Source organism: Bacillus sp. FSL W8-1202 (genome assembly GCF_038006165.1).
Classification (GTDB): domain Bacteria; phylum Bacillota; class Bacilli; order Bacillales; family Bacillaceae; genus Bacillus; species Bacillus subtilis.
Genome location: NZ_JBBOUR010000001.1, coordinates 2,403,486 through 2,419,646, shown reverse-complemented (window position 1 = coordinate 2,419,646; position 16,161 = coordinate 2,403,486). Strand labels below are relative to the sequence as shown.

The 16,161-nt window shown below is 46.1% G+C and carries 16 protein-coding genes; 4 read left to right on the top strand and 12 right to left on the bottom strand.

Going from position 1 to position 16,161, the window contains the following annotated elements:
* Positions 1-36 precede the first annotated feature (36 nt).
* From NSQ09_RS12595 to NSQ09_RS12555, 9 genes are all read right to left on the bottom strand, one after another.
* Complete coding sequence (locus NSQ09_RS12595) at positions 37-873, bottom strand: SDR family oxidoreductase (RefSeq protein ID WP_017697311.1); 837 nt, start codon at positions 871-873, stop codon at positions 37-39.
* Positions 870-1,949 (bottom strand): mannonate dehydratase, encoded by a 1,080-nt coding sequence (gene uxuA, locus NSQ09_RS12590; protein WP_017697310.1) that lies wholly within the window; start codon positions 1,947-1,949, stop codon positions 870-872. Before uxuA ends, NSQ09_RS12595 begins: the two co-directional genes overlap by 4 nt.
* Positions 1,950-1,973: 24 nt before the next feature.
* On the bottom strand, positions 1,974-2,993 hold the full coding sequence (locus NSQ09_RS12585; RefSeq protein WP_017697309.1) for a zinc-binding alcohol dehydrogenase family protein: 1,020 nt from the start codon (positions 2,991-2,993) through the stop codon (positions 1,974-1,976).
* A gap of 5 nt (positions 2,994-2,998) precedes the next feature.
* Positions 2,999-4,012 carry an ureidoglycolate dehydrogenase gene (gene allD / locus NSQ09_RS12580; RefSeq protein ID WP_041056082.1) on the bottom strand — a complete coding sequence of 338 codons (1,014 nt, stop codon included), beginning with the start codon at positions 4,010-4,012 and terminating at the stop codon, positions 2,999-3,001.
* 104 nt (positions 4,013-4,116) lie between these two features.
* Positions 4,117-5,496 carry an MFS transporter gene (locus tag NSQ09_RS12575; protein ID WP_341031566.1) on the bottom strand — a complete coding sequence of 460 codons (1,380 nt, stop codon included), beginning with the start codon at positions 5,494-5,496 and terminating at the stop codon, positions 4,117-4,119.
* A 67-nt stretch (positions 5,497-5,563) separates the two neighbouring features.
* On the bottom strand, positions 5,564-6,985 hold the full coding sequence (gene uxaC / locus NSQ09_RS12570; RefSeq protein WP_163131036.1) for a glucuronate isomerase: 1,422 nt from the start codon (positions 6,983-6,985) through the stop codon (positions 5,564-5,566).
* A gap of 197 nt (positions 6,986-7,182) precedes the next feature.
* Entirely contained in the window at positions 7,183-8,361 is a 1,179-nt protein-coding gene (locus tag NSQ09_RS12565; protein WP_003232765.1) for an NAD(P)/FAD-dependent oxidoreductase, read from the bottom strand.
* Positions 8,362-8,400: 39 nt separating this feature from the next.
* Positions 8,401-8,823 carry a DUF1641 domain-containing protein gene (locus NSQ09_RS12560; protein ID WP_003220510.1) on the bottom strand — a complete coding sequence of 141 codons (423 nt, stop codon included), beginning with the start codon at positions 8,821-8,823 and terminating at the stop codon, positions 8,401-8,403.
* 388 nt (positions 8,824-9,211) lie between these two features.
* Entirely contained in the window at positions 9,212-9,709 is a 498-nt protein-coding gene (locus NSQ09_RS12555; protein ID WP_159376770.1) for a cupin domain-containing protein, read from the bottom strand.
* A 131-nt stretch (positions 9,710-9,840) separates the two neighbouring features.
* Here NSQ09_RS12555 and NSQ09_RS12550 point away from each other — a divergent pair, with 131 nt between their 5' ends.
* From NSQ09_RS12550 to NSQ09_RS12540, 3 genes are all read left to right on the top strand, one after another.
* The gene (locus tag NSQ09_RS12550; RefSeq protein WP_020425117.1) at positions 9,841-10,815 is read left to right on the top strand and encodes a DMT family transporter; all 975 of its coding nucleotides are present in this window, start codon (positions 9,841-9,843) and stop codon (positions 10,813-10,815) included.
* A gap of 119 nt (positions 10,816-10,934) precedes the next feature.
* Complete coding sequence (locus NSQ09_RS12545) at positions 10,935-11,687, top strand: ABC transporter ATP-binding protein (RefSeq protein ID WP_024571375.1); 753 nt, start codon at positions 10,935-10,937, stop codon at positions 11,685-11,687.
* Positions 11,687-12,439 (top strand): ABC transporter permease, encoded by a 753-nt coding sequence (locus NSQ09_RS12540; protein WP_041333938.1) that lies wholly within the window; start codon positions 11,687-11,689, stop codon positions 12,437-12,439. Before NSQ09_RS12545 ends, NSQ09_RS12540 begins: the two co-directional genes overlap by 1 nt.
* A 44-nt stretch (positions 12,440-12,483) precedes the next feature.
* Here NSQ09_RS12540 and NSQ09_RS12535 read toward each other — a convergent pair whose 3' ends face one another.
* Positions 12,484-13,299, bottom strand: coding sequence for a uroporphyrinogen-III synthase (locus NSQ09_RS12535; RefSeq protein ID WP_121591697.1), 816 nt, complete (start codon positions 13,297-13,299; stop codon positions 12,484-12,486).
* Between the two features lie 173 nt (positions 13,300-13,472).
* Between NSQ09_RS12535 and NSQ09_RS12530 the strand changes: the two genes are divergently transcribed.
* Positions 13,473-13,661 carry a hypothetical protein gene (locus NSQ09_RS12530; RefSeq protein ID WP_017697300.1) on the top strand — a complete coding sequence of 63 codons (189 nt, stop codon included), beginning with the start codon at positions 13,473-13,475 and terminating at the stop codon, positions 13,659-13,661.
* Between the two features lie 41 nt (positions 13,662-13,702).
* Here NSQ09_RS12530 and NSQ09_RS12525 read toward each other — a convergent pair whose 3' ends face one another.
* Together NSQ09_RS12525 and yjiB are read right to left on the bottom strand one after the other, a co-directional pair.
* Complete coding sequence (locus tag NSQ09_RS12525; RefSeq protein ID WP_341031557.1) at positions 13,703-14,881, bottom strand: glycosyltransferase; 1,179 nt, start codon at positions 14,879-14,881, stop codon at positions 13,703-13,705.
* Positions 14,882-14,903: 22 nt separating this feature from the next.
* Positions 14,904-16,094 (bottom strand): monooxygenase YjiB, encoded by a 1,191-nt coding sequence (gene yjiB, locus NSQ09_RS12520; protein WP_017697298.1) that lies wholly within the window; start codon positions 16,092-16,094, stop codon positions 14,904-14,906.
* Between the last annotated feature and the right edge of the window lie 67 nt (positions 16,095-16,161).

Here is a 16,161-nt window from a genome sequence, read left to right as displayed (position 1 = left end):
CCCTATGTTGGTTCAGTTTCTGTTGCATCGCTTTCGTTACACACCTGAATAAGCCATAAATCCTCCATCGACAGGAACGGTGATCCCAGTGACAAAACCGGAATAGGATTCATCCGCCAGCCAAAGGAGCGTACCGAGCAAATCCTCGGGTTTTCCGAAGCGCTTCATCGGTGTTCCCGCAATAATTTTGTGAGATCGGCTGGTGAACGTTCCGTCTTGGTTGATCAGCAGATCATGATTTTGTTTTGTCAGAAAGAAGCCTGGGGCAATCGCATTGACCCGCAGCCCGGTTTCGGCAAAATGAACAGCCATCCACATCGTAAAATTATTGATGGATGCTTTCGCGGCACTGTATGCCGGAACCTTCGTCATAGGTGAATAAGCACTCATCGAAGAAAGATTGATAATCGCGGGTGAATGTGCCTTCAGCAGCTCTTTTCCAAACACTTGCGTGGCCAGAAACGCACCGGTGAAGTTGGTGGAGAATACAGTTAGAAAGCCCCTCTCATCCATATCAAAAAAGGATTGGCCTTCTCCCGCTTCTTCATATGTCTCCACATCGGTTATCGCGTCAGGATGATTGCCGCCAGCCCCGTTAATTAACAGATCAACAGCGCCAAATTGGCCGAGGATGTCTTCCTTTGCCCGCTCCAGTGACATCCTGTCCAGCACATCCGCAGCAACAGCGCACGCTGTGCCGCCAGCCGCCGTTATCTCCTTCACGACCGCTTGGCCTTTTTCAGCCGTCCGATTCAATATCGCCACCTTCATGCCATGACGGGCTAGCTCCCGTGCCATCGCAGAGCAAAGCACGCCGCTGCCGCCAGTGATGACAGCCGTTTTACCTGCCAGGTTCTCATGCAGCGGGATCATACGCCCACCTCTTTTTTTGCCATTGCTTCATAGGCGTCCCACAACCCGTTCAAATACATGATGCCAAGTGCCCGATCGTATAAGCCATATCCCGGGCGGCATTGCTCGCCCCAAAGATGGCGCCCATGATCCGGTCTGACATATCCTTCGTAATCCTGCTTATGCAGTTCTTCCATCACGCCTTGAATGTTGATCGAACCATCCTTTGTTAAATGAGATGTTTCAATAAAATCACCATTCTCATAAATTTTCACATTGCGAATATGTGAAAATGGAGCGATGCCGGCATACGTTTTAGCGATCTCCACCATGTCGTTAGCGGGATTGGCTCCCATTGAACCTGTACAAAGGGTGATACAATTAGACGGTGAATCTGATATCGCCCGCAGTTTCTTATAGCTTGCCTCTCCTGTGATAATGCGCGGCAGTCCGAAAATCTGCCACGGCGGGTCATCCGGATGAATGGCCATTTGAACACCATAGGCCTCAGCAACAGGAAGAATTTCCTGCAAAAAGAATGATAAATTGTCCCATAGCTTTTCTTCATCGACCGTTCTGTAGGCAGCAAAAAGCTCTTTGATCCGAGCCAATTTTTCTGGCTCCCACCCCGGCAGTGTCATGTCAGATGCATCCTCCACCGTCCGAATCAGCTCTTGAGGATCAAGGCTTTCCACCTTGGCCTTTTCAAAAAACAGAGCGGTCGATCCATCTGCTAGCGGCCGGAACATGTCCGTGCGTGTCCAGTCAAAAACCGGCATAAAATTATAGCAGATCACTTTCACGCCAAATCCGGCAAGGTTGCGGATCGTTTGCTTGTAGTTTTCAATATACCGGCCGCGTTCTTCGTTCCCAAGTTTAATTGCTTCGTGAACATTCACGCTTTCTACAACTTCAGCATGAAAACCATAGGATTGAATATATTCAGTCTCGGCTCTGATTTCTTCTTTTTCCCACACGTTGCCGACGGGCTTTTGATGGAGAGCCCAAACGATGCCTTTGACACCGGGAATTTGCTTCACGTGTTCAAGTGTGACTGTATCGTTGCCTCGTCCATACCATCGGAATGTCATATTCATGCTCGCACCTCCGGATTCAGTCATTTAATCAAACGTGATGACGGCTTTTCGCACCTGATCTGGATGCTCCTTAATAAACTGAAATGCATGATGAACGTCATCAACTGAAAATGTATGGGTCACCAGCCCGTTATGCATTAACCGGCCTCCATTCAAAAGCTCTACCACTTTTGGAAACTGATTGGTCTGCAATCGGGATCCGGTTATCGTGACTTCTTTTTTTGTAATTGGCAGCTGAGAAATCTGAGCCGCTCTTTCATCAAATCCAAGCACAACCACATGTCCCGCCGGTGACACAGCCTCAATTGAAAGTGCAAAAGTCTCCGGCAGGCAAACGGCATCAATGACCACGTTTGCTCCTTCATTCCCAGTCCATTCAAGGACCCGCTCGGCAACATTTTCTGCTTGGACATTTACAACAGCATCGGCGCCGTTTTCTTTCGCAAATGCCAGCCGCTCGTTGTTCAAGTCAGTCATCATGACAGCAGCGCCCGCCAGTTTTGCCATTTTTAACACACAGATCCCGATGGGTCCCGCTCCCTGGATCAGGACGGTATCACCTTTTTCCACCTGGCCTCTCCACACTGCCTGGGCGCCTATCGTATAAGGCTCGGCCATGACTGCTTCCTCCCAAGGCAAGTCCTTTGAGACCGCGTGAAGCTGCCTTTCCGGAAGCACAATATATTCCCGCATGCCTCCGTCCTCATGTACGCCAAATACAGAAAGCTTGGCGCAAACATTCGGCCGCCCTTTGCGGCAGGCATAGCACGATCCGCAATAAGAAATCGGCTCAATCACCACATGATCACCGGGTTTTAGGCTCTGTACATTCGCACCAACTGCCTCCACTTGTCCCGTTACCTCGTGTCCGATGACTCTCGGGAGGGTAGCGAGCGGATTCGTTCCATGATAAATGTGCATGTCTGAACCGCAAACGCCGACTCGCTTGACTTTCACGAGCACTTCATCATCCTTTGAAAGAACTGGCTTCTTCACCTCCGCTGTCACCAGATCATACGCTTTTCGCACTTGAACCGCTTTCATTTTACTCACCTGCTTTTTAAGAATTCATACACGCTCCGGGCGATAGAAATTCCGTTTTTCTTATTTCTTTCTTCATGCAGCTGCTCGATCTCGCCGGGCACATACACTCTTTCGAATCCAACAGCCGGCGGTGATTGCTGCAGTTCATCAATCATGGCATCCATCTGCTCTAAAAACGTATCCCAGTCAGTAAAAAAGGCTGGATTGATCGCGCAAACGTAATGCCCCAGCTTTCTTTTTTGATCAAGACCGCTGTACATTTTGGCAATATGAGGGCCAAAAGCCGCGCCCGCCAGCAATCCGGAAAACACATCCACCACAATCGATAGTCCATAGCCTTTCGGGCCGCCGAATGTTGAAAGTGAGACGATCTTGTCAGGATCAGTTACTGCTTCTCCGTTTTCATCGACTCCCCATCCTTCAGGAATTTCTTTGCCCTCTTCACGGGCCTGCAGAATCTTCCCAAAAGCCACTTTGGATGTCGCCATATCTAGGATAAACGGTTTTTTATGCTTAGCCGGAACTCCGTAAGCAATCGGATTTGTCCCTAAAAAAGGAGTCCTCCCCCCAAATGGGACAACGATACTGTCTGTATGCGTCATTGCCATTCCGATCAGCTTTTCGTCAGCCGCTTTTTGCACAAAATAGCTTAGCGCTCCGCAATGGCTGCTGTTTACGGCCGTGACCATGCCGACTCCTTTTTTCTTCGCCATGTCAATTGCATGGTCCATCGCCATGTCGCAATTCACATGACCGAAACCATCGTCTCCGTCAAGCACCCCGGTCACAGGTCCCGTTTCTTTAAAAACAGGCTGTGCCCCAGGATTGATCCCTCCCGCTAAAAGCCTGTTCACATAGTGTTCTGTGCGCAGCACGCCATGCGAATGTACATTGCGCAAATCAGCGTGCACGAGAACATCTGCTACTTTTTCAGCATCTCGTTCATTCAAACCGGCACCGGCCAGCTTTTGCCGAACGAGTTCCTTTGCTTCTTCAGCTGCAATTGTTATCGTTTTCAAGCAAGTGCCTCCTTCCTTTTCAGTTTTTTGGGCACTCTCCTAGCGAAACCCCTACAAACACATTTTATTTACAAATTATTTTAAATATTCTCTATATTATATTGTCAGCTCTTTTGATGAAGATCCTGAACGATCTGAGCATGCTGCTGGTCTGTGAGTTTATAAAGAAAGCCGATAATGAACATCGCTAATGCCAAAGCAATGGCCGGATACAGAAGAAGCAGCGCTTTGATGCCAATCAGCGCCTGTGCTGTCTGGACTGCATTCGGCACATAGCCGATAATCCCCAAACCGATCCCCGAGAGAAAGCCAGACAAAGATTGAGCAAGCTTTCTTGAGAAATTGAAAAGTGAATATGTCGTTGCTTCCTTCCGTTCACCGGATTTCCATTCGCCATAGTCGATAATATCGGAGACAAGAGCCCACGTGATGCCATTTGGGATACTGATTCCGATAAAGGCGATACTGGCGAGAATTGTAAACACATAAACGTTAGATGGAAGCATAAAGTTGATCAGATCCGCGGCCACACTGATGCCGAAGCCGATCATTGCCGTTCGTTTCTTTCCAAACATCTTGACGAGCTTTGGTAGGAATACGACGCCCAAAAAGGAAGAACCGATAATGATGAAGTTCATATAAGCCATTAATTCAACATTGCCCAAGTTATATTGTGCGAAATAGACGAGCATGGCGGATTTAATGTTGTATGCGGAAATTGAAAAAATCGTCATCAGGACAAGGGTTAACAGCGGTTTATTTGTAATAAATGTTTTGACGACAGATGAGAGTGTTAATTTTTCTTTGGGTGCTTCCGATATGACAATGCGCTCTTTGCAGTTGCGGTAGCAAATATAAAACCAAAGCACACCGAGCGCGGCGAACAAGCCCATGACCACCGGGTAGCCGACCTTCGGATTTTCAAACTTAACGAGCAGCGGCATCACGGCAACACTTGTGATAAACAAGGCGCCAAGTGATCCGATTTGGCGGAACGTCGAAATGGAGGTCCGGTCCTCAGAATTTTGAGTCATCGCTGCCCCTAATGAGCCGTACGGAATATTCACAAACGAATAGCCGATGCCCCAAATCATATAGGATGCATATGCATATATCAGTTTTCCGGTCGTTGATACATTGGGAGACAGAAAAATAAGAACAGTAAGCACCGCAAGCACGATGCTGCCAATTAATAGATAAGGCCTGAATTTCCCCCGTTTGCCGATATTTTTGCGATAATCGATTGATGAGCCGACAATTGGATCTGTAATCGCCGCAAACAGCTTACTGACTAAAAAAATGCCGCCGGCCATCGCAGCGGGGATTCCCGCTACATCAGTGAAATACTTCAATAAATAAATCTGGCCGAGATCAAACATAAAACCGTTGCCAAAATCACCAAAACCATAGGACATTTTCTCTTTCAATGAAAGCCTTTTTTCCGTTTCGACCGACACAACCCTATTTGCCAGTTCAGTTCGCATGTTCCACCTCTGTGTCTTAAGAATTTTCGGATAGTGATCCGCTCAGCGATACTGAGCGGACACTTTGTTACACGTTTGCTTTCTCTTCTTGAAATTGAAAGTAGTGTTTCGCATTGTCATAGCAAATCCCCTGAACGATGCTTCCCAGAAGCTCCATATCGCGCGGCACTTCGCCGTTTTCCACCCATTCTCCAATCAAATTGCAGACGATCCGCCTGAAATATTCGTGACGCGTATACGAAAGAAAGCTTCTGGAATCGGTGAGCATGCCGATAAAACGGCTGAAAAGGCCAACATTTGATAACGCTTTCATTTGATCGAGCATCCCGTCTTTAGTATCGTTAAACCACCAGGCTGTGCCGAATTGTATTTTTCCTGGGGTAATACCGTCCTGAAAACTGTTGATCATGCTGGCGATGACATAGTTATCATTTGGATTCAGTGAATATAAAATCGTTTTCGGCAGCTGGTTCTTCATCTCAACTGAGTTCAGCAGCTTGTATAAAGGCTTAGCAATTTCTTCATCGTTCATTGAATCATAGCCTGTATCAGGTCCGAGCCTTTTCATCATTTTTGTATTCGTGTTTCTTAAAGCGTTGATATGAAACTGCATCGCCCAATCAAGCTCCGCATACAAACCGCAAAGAAACTGAAGCGTATATGTCTTAAATTTCTTCTCATCTTCATAAGAAACCTCTGTTCCTTGTAATCTGTCAGAAAAAATCCGTCCAGCTTCTTCTTTTGTTGTTTCGGCAAATACCATTGAATCTATCGCGTGATCAGAAACTCTGCCGCCGGCTGAGTGGAAGAATCGCACTCGTTTTTCCAACGCCTTTAAAAACCCATCATAGGTTGTAATGGAGATGGCGGCGGCATCTTCAAGTGACTGCACCCAATCCGGAAAACCTTCACGATTGATCTCAAGTCCTTTATCCGGCCGAAATCCAGGCAGCACGCTGACAGGAAAGTCTTTGTCTTCTCTTAATAATAGATGGTATTCAAGAGAATCGACAGGGTCATCTGTGGTGCACACAACTTTTACATTTGATTTCACAATTAAATCCCTTGCCCCGAAACCTTCTCCTTTGAGCAGTTCATTTGTCCGTTTCCATATAGCCGGCCCGGACTTCTCGTTTAAAATCTCATAAATGCCAAAAAAACGCTGTAATTCTAAGTGAGTCCAGTTGTAGAGCGGATTGCCAATCGCCATCGGCACGGTTTTCGCCCAAGCCATAAATTTCTCCTCATCAGGCGCATCTCCGGTGATGTATGTCTCCTCAATTCCATTGGCTCTCATGATGCGCCATTTATAATGGTCACCATACAGCCAGGCTTCCGTGATGTTTTGAAATGTCTTATTTTCATAGATTTCTTTCGGACTTAAGTGGCAGTGGTAATCAATAATTGGCATGTCTTTCGCATAATTATGATAGAGGCTGACAGCGGTTTCATTTTTCAATAAAAAGTTTTCGCCCATGAAGGGTTCCATGTCCTCACCGTCTTTCATTCTATTTCAAAATGTTAACGTTAACATTTTGATTTGTTTTTATTTTACCTTTATATTCCTCTGGGATCAATCTCTTTTTTGAAAATGAAATGTTAACGCTGTCATAAACATAAAAAAAGACATTGCCAGAAAGCACTCGGAAAGGAATGCTTTTGGCAATGCCAGATTCATTAAAAGGATTAGTAAGCCAGGCTGAAAAGTCCTTTAATATGTGTCAAATATCGTACATTACTTGCTTCTTTCATCAAGGAAGCAGGAAGACCTTTAAGCGGTGTAGAATTTGCACCAATGATGGCAACCGCGTCTTTGCGTCCAAGGCTTGCAAGTGTACCAGAGTTTACTGGCTTGAATGTTTCAAGCGTTTTGCCTTCCAGGTAAGCGAATAGGTTGTAACCGATCAGCTCACCCATTTGCCATGCGATTTGTGCAGTTGGCGGGTATGGACGGCCGTCTGGACCGAAGTAAACTGCGCTGTCTCCAGCAACGAATACATCTTCATGAGATGTAGATTGCAGGAAGTCATTTACAGTCGCGCGTCCGCGGTTCACTTCTAGACCTGATTCACCGACTAATGGGTTACCTTGTACGCCGCCAGTCCAAACAAATGTGTTGGCAACAACTTTAGATCCGTCTTTCAGATCAATTACGTTTCCTTCTACATTTGTAACAGGAAGACCTGTTAAGAACTCAACGCCGCGTTTTTCAAGGCTTGCAGTCGCACGCTCGATAAGATCATCCGGAAGAACAGGAAGGATCTTCGGACCTGCTTCAACAAGTTTCAATTTGATTTCTTTATGGTCTACGCCGTATTTTTTCGCAAGATTCGGCATGATGTCAGCAAGCTCACCAACAAGCTCAACACCTGTTAAGCCGCCTCCGCCGATAAGGATTGTTGCATCTGCTTCGTTTTTCGTTTTAGAGTACTCGCGCACACGATCTTCAACATGCTGGAAGACTTTGTTCGCATCGGCAGCAGATTTCAATACCATGCTGTTTTCTTCAAGACCTGGGATGCCGAAGTAAGCCGTTACAGAACCAAGACCTACAACAAGCGCATCGTAAGTTAATGTAGAACCGTCAGCAAGCGCAACTTCTTTTTTATCAACAGAGAAAGAGCTTACTTCCGCAATTTTAAGATCAATGTCTTTGCCTTTGAAAAGTTTTTCTAATGGCATTGCAACCGCTTTTTCAGACACGTTGCCTGCAGCAAGGCGGTGTAATTCCGTAATGATTTGGTGAGTAGGGTATTTGTTTACCACTGTCACGCGTGCTTGTTCTTTTGTGTAATGTTTGCGAACTGTTAGAGCAGAAAGAACTCCGCCATAACCAGCGCCTAGAATGACAATATGTTTTGACATCGTATATCCTCCGTCCTTTATATCAATTTGAATCTGAGATTATTTTTGGTTTTCGCGTTCGTTCATGACTTCAAGGTAGCTGTTAGCAAAACGGAACAGCTTTTGAGCTTGAGGATCTTTCAGCATGCGAAGAAGGCCGAAAAGTCCAATTGTTTCGTTGCTTGCTTCCGCGCGGTCTTTTGCTTCAATCGCAGTCGCAGCTACTTCTTTCGCTGTTTCTTTTACAGGCTCGAGAATTTCAGTGATCGCACCGACTGTGTCGCTCTTTAACACTTCGTCAGTCGCTACAGACTGAGCGAAATCATAAGACTTCGTTAAAATATTCACTAACTCAGTCAGCTTCGGAAGCTGGTCAACTAAAACAGTCAATGATTCTTGAACTTCTGGCTTTAATAGCTGATCAATAAGATCTTGCTGGCTTTGGCTGACAGACGCATTTGTTTGATCGATTGTTTCTGGCATATCCAATTCTCCTTTACTATAAGCAGTTTGCTGATTTTTTTGGAAAGGGTAGTGCCTCTCCCTGTCTCACGCTTTTAAGGCATAAGAATAAGGATTGTGAATTCGTGCACAATCATTTACAAAAATAAATGTTTACTACCCAGTTTTTCATCTTGCCATATTCAGTATTATTTTTATCTAAAAATAAACAATTGAATAAGTCAAAATCCTTTACTCTCTCTGAAAATAGCAAACACAAAAAACTCCAATTCGATTACCTTCTATATGATAACACTTTTTGAACAAAATTTGAACGTGAATTGCTTCGATTATGAAATTAATTTATATGGAGCTCATGTCATATCGTTTCTGCGGCACTAGTTATTGACAATCCAGCAATTTCTCCCCTTCACTTTACCCATATTTCCAATAGAGGCTCTCTTTTTCCTGTGATCGGATCATTCGCCGGCAACGCCGCCTGCTTAATCTGTTTGAGCGCTTCCTCCCGCTCATTCGGTTTCCCCGTCTTCATATCATACTGAACGCCACCGGGATAGGCGCCAAGGACAGTAAAATCGGGACTTGAGCTGAGCTTTTTATGTCCGACTCCGGCTGGAATCACGACTGCGTCGCCTGATTTGAAAGGGATGGCAGCCCCTTTTTCACCCCCAAACTGAATCACAGCCTCTCCCCTAAGGGCAAACAGGACTTCATGCGTATTGCTGTGATAATGATGGTATGGAAAAACACTCCCTGACCAGCTGTTTGACCAGCCATGCCGGATGACGATCCGCTCTGCCAGTCCGGTGTCCTTAAGCGCGTTTTGATACACCACGAGCGGAAAATCAGGGTGATTCGGAATCCTGCCGTCATCCGGAAAGAAGTATGTCTGTGTCTCTTTTTCCATCAATTACACCTCCCTTTTTTGTCTTCCACACATAGCGGTTCGCAAAACATGATGTTTTTCTCATGATTCCATTGATCTGCATGATACCGAATAGTATAGTATAAAAAAATAATGCCAGAATGAGGGATATCATGAAAGCTATCGTTATCGGAATATTGGCTTCACTCTTTTTCGCCGTTACCTTTATATTAAACAGAGCGATGGAGTTATCAGGAGGCAGCTGGCTTTGGAGCTCTTCGCTGCGCTTTATTTTTATGGTGCCGTTTTTATGTTTGATTGTCATCATGAGGGGGACATTCACGCCTCTCTTACTAGAGATGAGGAAAAAGCCGTTTTATTGGATCAAATGGAGCTTCGTCGGCTTCGTGCTTTTTTACGCGCCGATTACATTTGCGGCTGCATACGGTCCGGGGTGGCTCATAGCCGGAACCTGGCAAATTACAATTGTAGCCGGGGTGCTCTTATCTCCTTTGTTTTATGTCAAACAAGATATGCCGGGCGGTCCGCAGCTCGTTCGCCAAAAGATTCCCCTGGTTTCACTTGGCACTTCCATGATCATCCTGATTGGAGCGGCTCTGATTCAGCTTCAGCATGCAGAATCGCTTTCTGGGAGGATGCTGCTTTTCAGTGTGCTGCCGGTTGTCATTGCGGCTTTTGCCTATCCGTTAGGAAACAGGAGAATGCTCGAAGAATACGGAGGCCGGCTTGATACATTTCAGCGCGTTCTTGGAATGACATTGGCAAGCCTTCCATTCTGGCTTATATTAGCAGCTTACGGCTGGTGGTCAGATGGCCTTCCAACAGCAAGTCAAACCGTTCAATCCTTTATCGTTGCCGTCAGCTCAGGCATCATTGCGACGGTTTTATTTTTCTGGGCCACTGATATGGTAAGAGACAATCCGCAAAAACTCGCAGCTGTTGAAGCCACTCAATCCGGTGAAGTGATTTTCGCGCTGCTTGGTGAAATTGTTCTGCTGTCAGGCGTTTTCCCATCTCTATTATCATTTGCCGGTTTGTTCATTATAATAGCGGGGATGATGTTACATACCTTCGCTTCACAGCCGAGAAAACCGAAAAAGAAAGCACAGTCAAATCTGACTGCGTAGCATCTGCAGGAGAATGGGTGAAAGCCTGTTCTCCTTTATTTGTGCTACCAAAAGGAATCTGTTTCACGTTATAGTTAAATATAATGTCAGCCTACTTATATTGAAAGGTGATTATTGTAATGGAAGCAAACGATCAAACACAAAACATACCAGCCATCTCCTTCAGATCAGTCAGAAAAAGCTATAAACAAGATGGACAAACCTATGATGTGCTGCAGGATGTCACCGGAGACATTCAACAGGGTGCAATCGTAGCCGTTTTAGGTCCTTCCGGCTCAGGCAAAAGCACCCTCCTTTCTATGTGTAATTTAATGAGAACGCCTGACAGCGGCGAAGTCAACATATACGGAAAGGAAATCAGAGAATGGAATGTCAATGAGCTGAGGCGAACGGCAGCCCTCGCGTTTCAATCGGCTCCCGTGCTCGACGGGACAGTGCGTGACAATTTAAGTCTTGTACAAAGGCTGCATCAATCCCAGCTGTACTCTCCTGAAAAGCTGGCTTCTCTTGCAGGGCTGCCGCCAGAGCTGTTAGACAGAAGCGCCAGAGACTTATCGGGCGGGCAGCGGCAAAGACTGTCACTGGCCAGAACGCTCTCAAATCCTTCCTCCATTCTATTGTTGGACGAAATCACGTCGGCCTTGGACCCGGTTTCTGTTCTTGAGATTGAAGAACTGATCAAACGTCAGCATCAAGAGAAAAAATGGACAGTCATGTGGGTCACTCATAATATGGAGCAGGCAAAACGAGTAGCCGATACCATTTGGTTTATGGCAGATGGCCGGCTGCTTGAAATCGCTGAAACCGAAACATTTTTCTCCGCTCCGCAGCATGAAGCAGCGAAAGAATTTTTGAAGGGTGGGACCCGGTAATGGATTACCTTTCTCTCTCTTTAACGATGATCTTTGTTTTGATCGCCTTGTTTTTATCAAAATCCTTTAAAGCCGGTGTAGAAAAAGACATGATCATCGCCACCATCCGGGCCGCGGTGCAGCTGCTTATCATCGGTTATGTTTTGTCGCTGATTTTTCGCGGAGACCACCCTGTTTTTATCCTGCTGATGGTGCTGTTAATGCTCGCGGTGGCGGCGCAAAATGTCATCAAGCGAAAGAAAAATGCAATCGGTTCGTTTTGGAGGGTGTTTGCCGCGTTAGCAATCGTAGAAATTGTGACGCAGGGAATTCTGCTGTCTCTTCATATCATTCCGCTTACGGCACGATATGTCATTCCGATCAGCGGGATGGTCATTGGAAATTCGATGGTGCTCTCAAGTTTGTTTCTAAACCGGCTCAACTCAGAAGCCGGCGTTCGCAAAGAAGAAATTCAATTAATATTGTCACTTGGCGGCACACCGAAGCAATCCATACAGCGCATTCTTACTTCAGCGATGAAAATGAGTATGATCCCGACGCTCGAAAGCCAGAAAACACTGGGTCTTGTCCAGCTTCCCGGCATGATGACTGGCCAGATTCTAGCCGGCGCGGACCCGATTCAGGCAGTACGCTTTCAGCTCTTAATCGTGTTTACAACGATGGCCTCAGCCGCGCTGACTTGTGTAATCTTAAGCGTGCTGACATACCCATCATTATTCACCGTTCATCAGCAGCTGAAGCAGAATGAATGACAGGCAAAAGCCGCTTTCCGAGGGAAAAGCGGCTTTTGTACTTGTTATTCCTTTTCTTCATAATACTTGGCCAGCTCAACAATCATCGCACCCATCCGCTCAATCTCTGGCGCAAGCAGTCTCGTAATGCCCTCTTCCCGCAGTGCTTCAGCAGTCACTTTTCCGACAGCAGCTGCGATGGCGCGTTCTTCGAATACCTTCTTCACTTCATTGATATAACCTCGCCCCTTAGCAAAATCAAACAGGGAACGAACCTGAATGGCCGTTGTAAAACAAACGGCATCGATCTCACCGTTCATCAGCTCTCGGCATAACCGCTCCACCGTTTCCTCCTCCGGCGGGATGTGCTGATAAGGCAGAATCGGCAGGACAGACGCGCCTTTTTCTTCAAGAAATGCCATGAGAGCCGGCGCTTTTTCGCCATGAAGCTGCACCAGGACTGTTTTTCCTGAAAAGTCGTGAGACTCCAAAGAACGGATTAAGCCTCTTGTTGTCCCGTCTTCATCCGAAGCTTCCGGTGTGATCCCAAGCTTTTTCAGCGCAGACAGCGTTTTGTATCCCCTGCATGCCGCTTTCGCTTGGCGAATCGTCCGCAGAAACTCATCTTTCAGTCCAATTTTCTCTGCCACATCAACAAGAGTCTCCAGCCCGATGCCTGTCGTGAAAATGACCCAGTCAGCTTTTTTTCCCTCCACAAACGTCCGCAAATCCGGCTCCACCTGCTCCTCTGCTAAGTAAACTGTACCTTGGAGAGGCCGGATGACAGGTATTCCGCCCTGTTTTTCAATGATTGTACTGATTTCTTCCGTTTTTCGTGAGCCACCAATTGCCACGCGTTTTCCAAGTAACCCTTTTCCCATACCCGTTTCCTCTCCTCTTTGCATAGGCTTTTTATGTATACAAGCTTAATAAAGCTATTTTGGCGCAAACCAAGGGAGAAATCAAGATAAACCAAAACCCCTAAAATCCATTGAATACGCCGGAAGCTTGCTGTAAGATAAACAGCAGACACGTCTTGTAACGGAGGATCGACATGGAAACAAAAAAAGAAGAATATGAAACAAAAGGCTACGATACATCGATCGTTTATGAATTCAATGAATATCCGGACGCCCTCAGCGGGCGCTGCGACAACTGTGATTACACACTGTTCAAAAGCTCTGTAAAAGGCGGAAAATTTCTTAGAGAATGCCGGAGATGCGGGATGAAAAAAAATATTTAAACATAAAAACCGAAATCAAATTGATTTCGGTTTTTATGTTTTTACTGCGGGACAGCGGATTTTTTCATAAACGCTTCAATCTCAGCTGCCGCACGCTCCGCTCCGCCAGCTTCTTTTACATCCTTTTGCATATTCTTGACGCGGCTGAGCAGCTCTTGATCACTGGATACAGCCTGAACCGCTTCCTGCAGGCTGGAAACAGTCACTTCCTCTTTCGGCAAATAAACGCCAAGGCCTAATTCATCAACCCGATTTGCAGTGAGCTCTTGCTCATACATTTGCGGAATGACGACAAGCGGCACACCGGCATTCATTGCTTCCATCGTACTGTTCATGCCGCCATGCGAGATGAACAAATCAGCTTTCTCTAACACCTCAAGCTGGGGCACGCTTTGGCGAATGGTAAAGTGAGCAGGAATATCCTCCAAACTTTCAGGATCAATCGATTTTCCGACCGACATGATCACTTGCCATGAAGAATCCCGAAATGCCTTGATGCACATCTTGTAAAATTCCGGCCATGCGTTAAACGCCGTACCCAAAGAAATCAGCATAAGCGGGCGATCATCCTTGTCAATCAACAGGCTTTCTTTCTCCTTCCGTTCTCCGAGAGAGGGGCCGACAAAACAGAAACGGTCATCGAACGTCTCATGCTGAATCTGAAAAGACTTCGGCAGAAAGACAATATTTAATGCTTCCGGCACAGCTAACTGTTCAAATGAAACAGCCGGCAACTTCTCTTGCTCCAAGTAGGCTTTAAATTCAGCCTCTGCTTCTCTTATTTTCTTCAGCATGTCTTCATTTCCTAACTGAAAGGATTCATTTTGGGCATATGACGAACAGAGCTTAATGACCGGAACATTAAGCTTTTCAGCAAACAATTTACCAGCCAGCGCAACAAAGTCATAGATGATCAGATCAGGCTGATCATCCTTATATAACTCCTCAAGCTGCGGCAGAATGCTGAGTGATTCTTTCAAAAGACTGAGGGGCGCGTCATTCTTTTCCATCATCTCCCTGATTTGCTTAGGATCAATATTCAAGGATGTATGATAGATCAATGCTTCTCCACCGGCTTGCTGAACAGCGGGCGCAAACTCCTCAGTCGTCGCGTACGTGACACGGTGCCCTTTCTCACAAAGCTTCTCTACTAAAGCAAGCGTAGGATTGACATGTCCGTATGCCGAGATATTGATCATCGAAATATGGTACTTTTTCATGAATCTCCAGTCTCCTTATCTATTACATTTTCACACGGAAGCTCTTTAATCCGTATATCACACTGTTTTCAATCGGAGTGATACTGACGCACTCCATATGAGGAAAAGCAGAAATCAAAGACGTTAACGCGATATTTGCTTCAAGACGGGCAAGCGGAGCCCCAAGGCAAAAATGGATGCCATGGCCAAACGCAATATGCGGGTTGGAATGGCGGCGGATATCAAACATGTGCGGCCTGTCAAACTTCACTTCATCACGATTTGCCGATGCCACAAACGCCAAAACCATATCACCTTCTTTAATCAGATGCCCACCGATCTCCGTATCCCGCTTGGCAATGCGCCTCAAAACCGGGGCGGGCGCTCTGAAACGTAAGGCTTCCTCCACTGCCTGAGGCATCAGTTCAGGATGGCTGCGCAGTTCCTCGTAAACGCCTGGCGTTTCTAATATGCTGTACATCGCATTTGAAATCAGGTTTGTTGTGGTTTCATTTCCGGCCACCAGCAGCAGCGTGCAAAACGGAATCAGCTCTTCACCGGACAGCTTCTCGCCTGTTTCTTCCGCTTTCACTAAAATAGAAATAATATCCTGTGCCGGTTTGTTTCGCTTTTCTTCTATGATGCCGGCAAAAAACGCAGCCAGTTCTTCCTCACACTTATCTCGTTCTTCCAAAAAGGCTTTTTCAGCTTCTTCACTTTTATCCTTCGGTGTACTGACCAGAAGATCAGACCATGCTTTAAACTGATCCATATGCGCTGAAGGCACTCCTAGCAGCTCAGATATCACAATAACCGGAAGCGGGTATGAAAAATCGTGAACAAGGTCAAACTCACTGCGCCCCTGACATTTTTGAATCAGTTCATCTGTGATTTCTTGAATTCTCGGTTCCCATTGCTTCATCACGCGCGGAGTAAAGGCTTTATTCACGACTGAACGGATTTTTGTATGCTTCGGCGGGTCCATGTTAATGATGGAATTTCCAATAGAGCTTGTCTGCTGCGGCATGTAACTGGAAAACAGCTCTTTATCCCCAACAACTTTTTTGACATCATCATAAAGAAAAACGCTCCACACTTGGTTTTCTTCATCAAAGGAAACAGGCGCATCCTTTCTCATCGATTCGTACCATGGAAACGGATGATACGCATCCTGTTTGTTTTTCCCATTGAGCAGCGCTCGCTGCAAGGCTTGCCGGCGGTTTAACACACTCATTATGGTCACTCCCTTGAAAAAATTCAGCAATGAATGTTCCACTTCACCTCCCGCTTTCGAAAAAGAG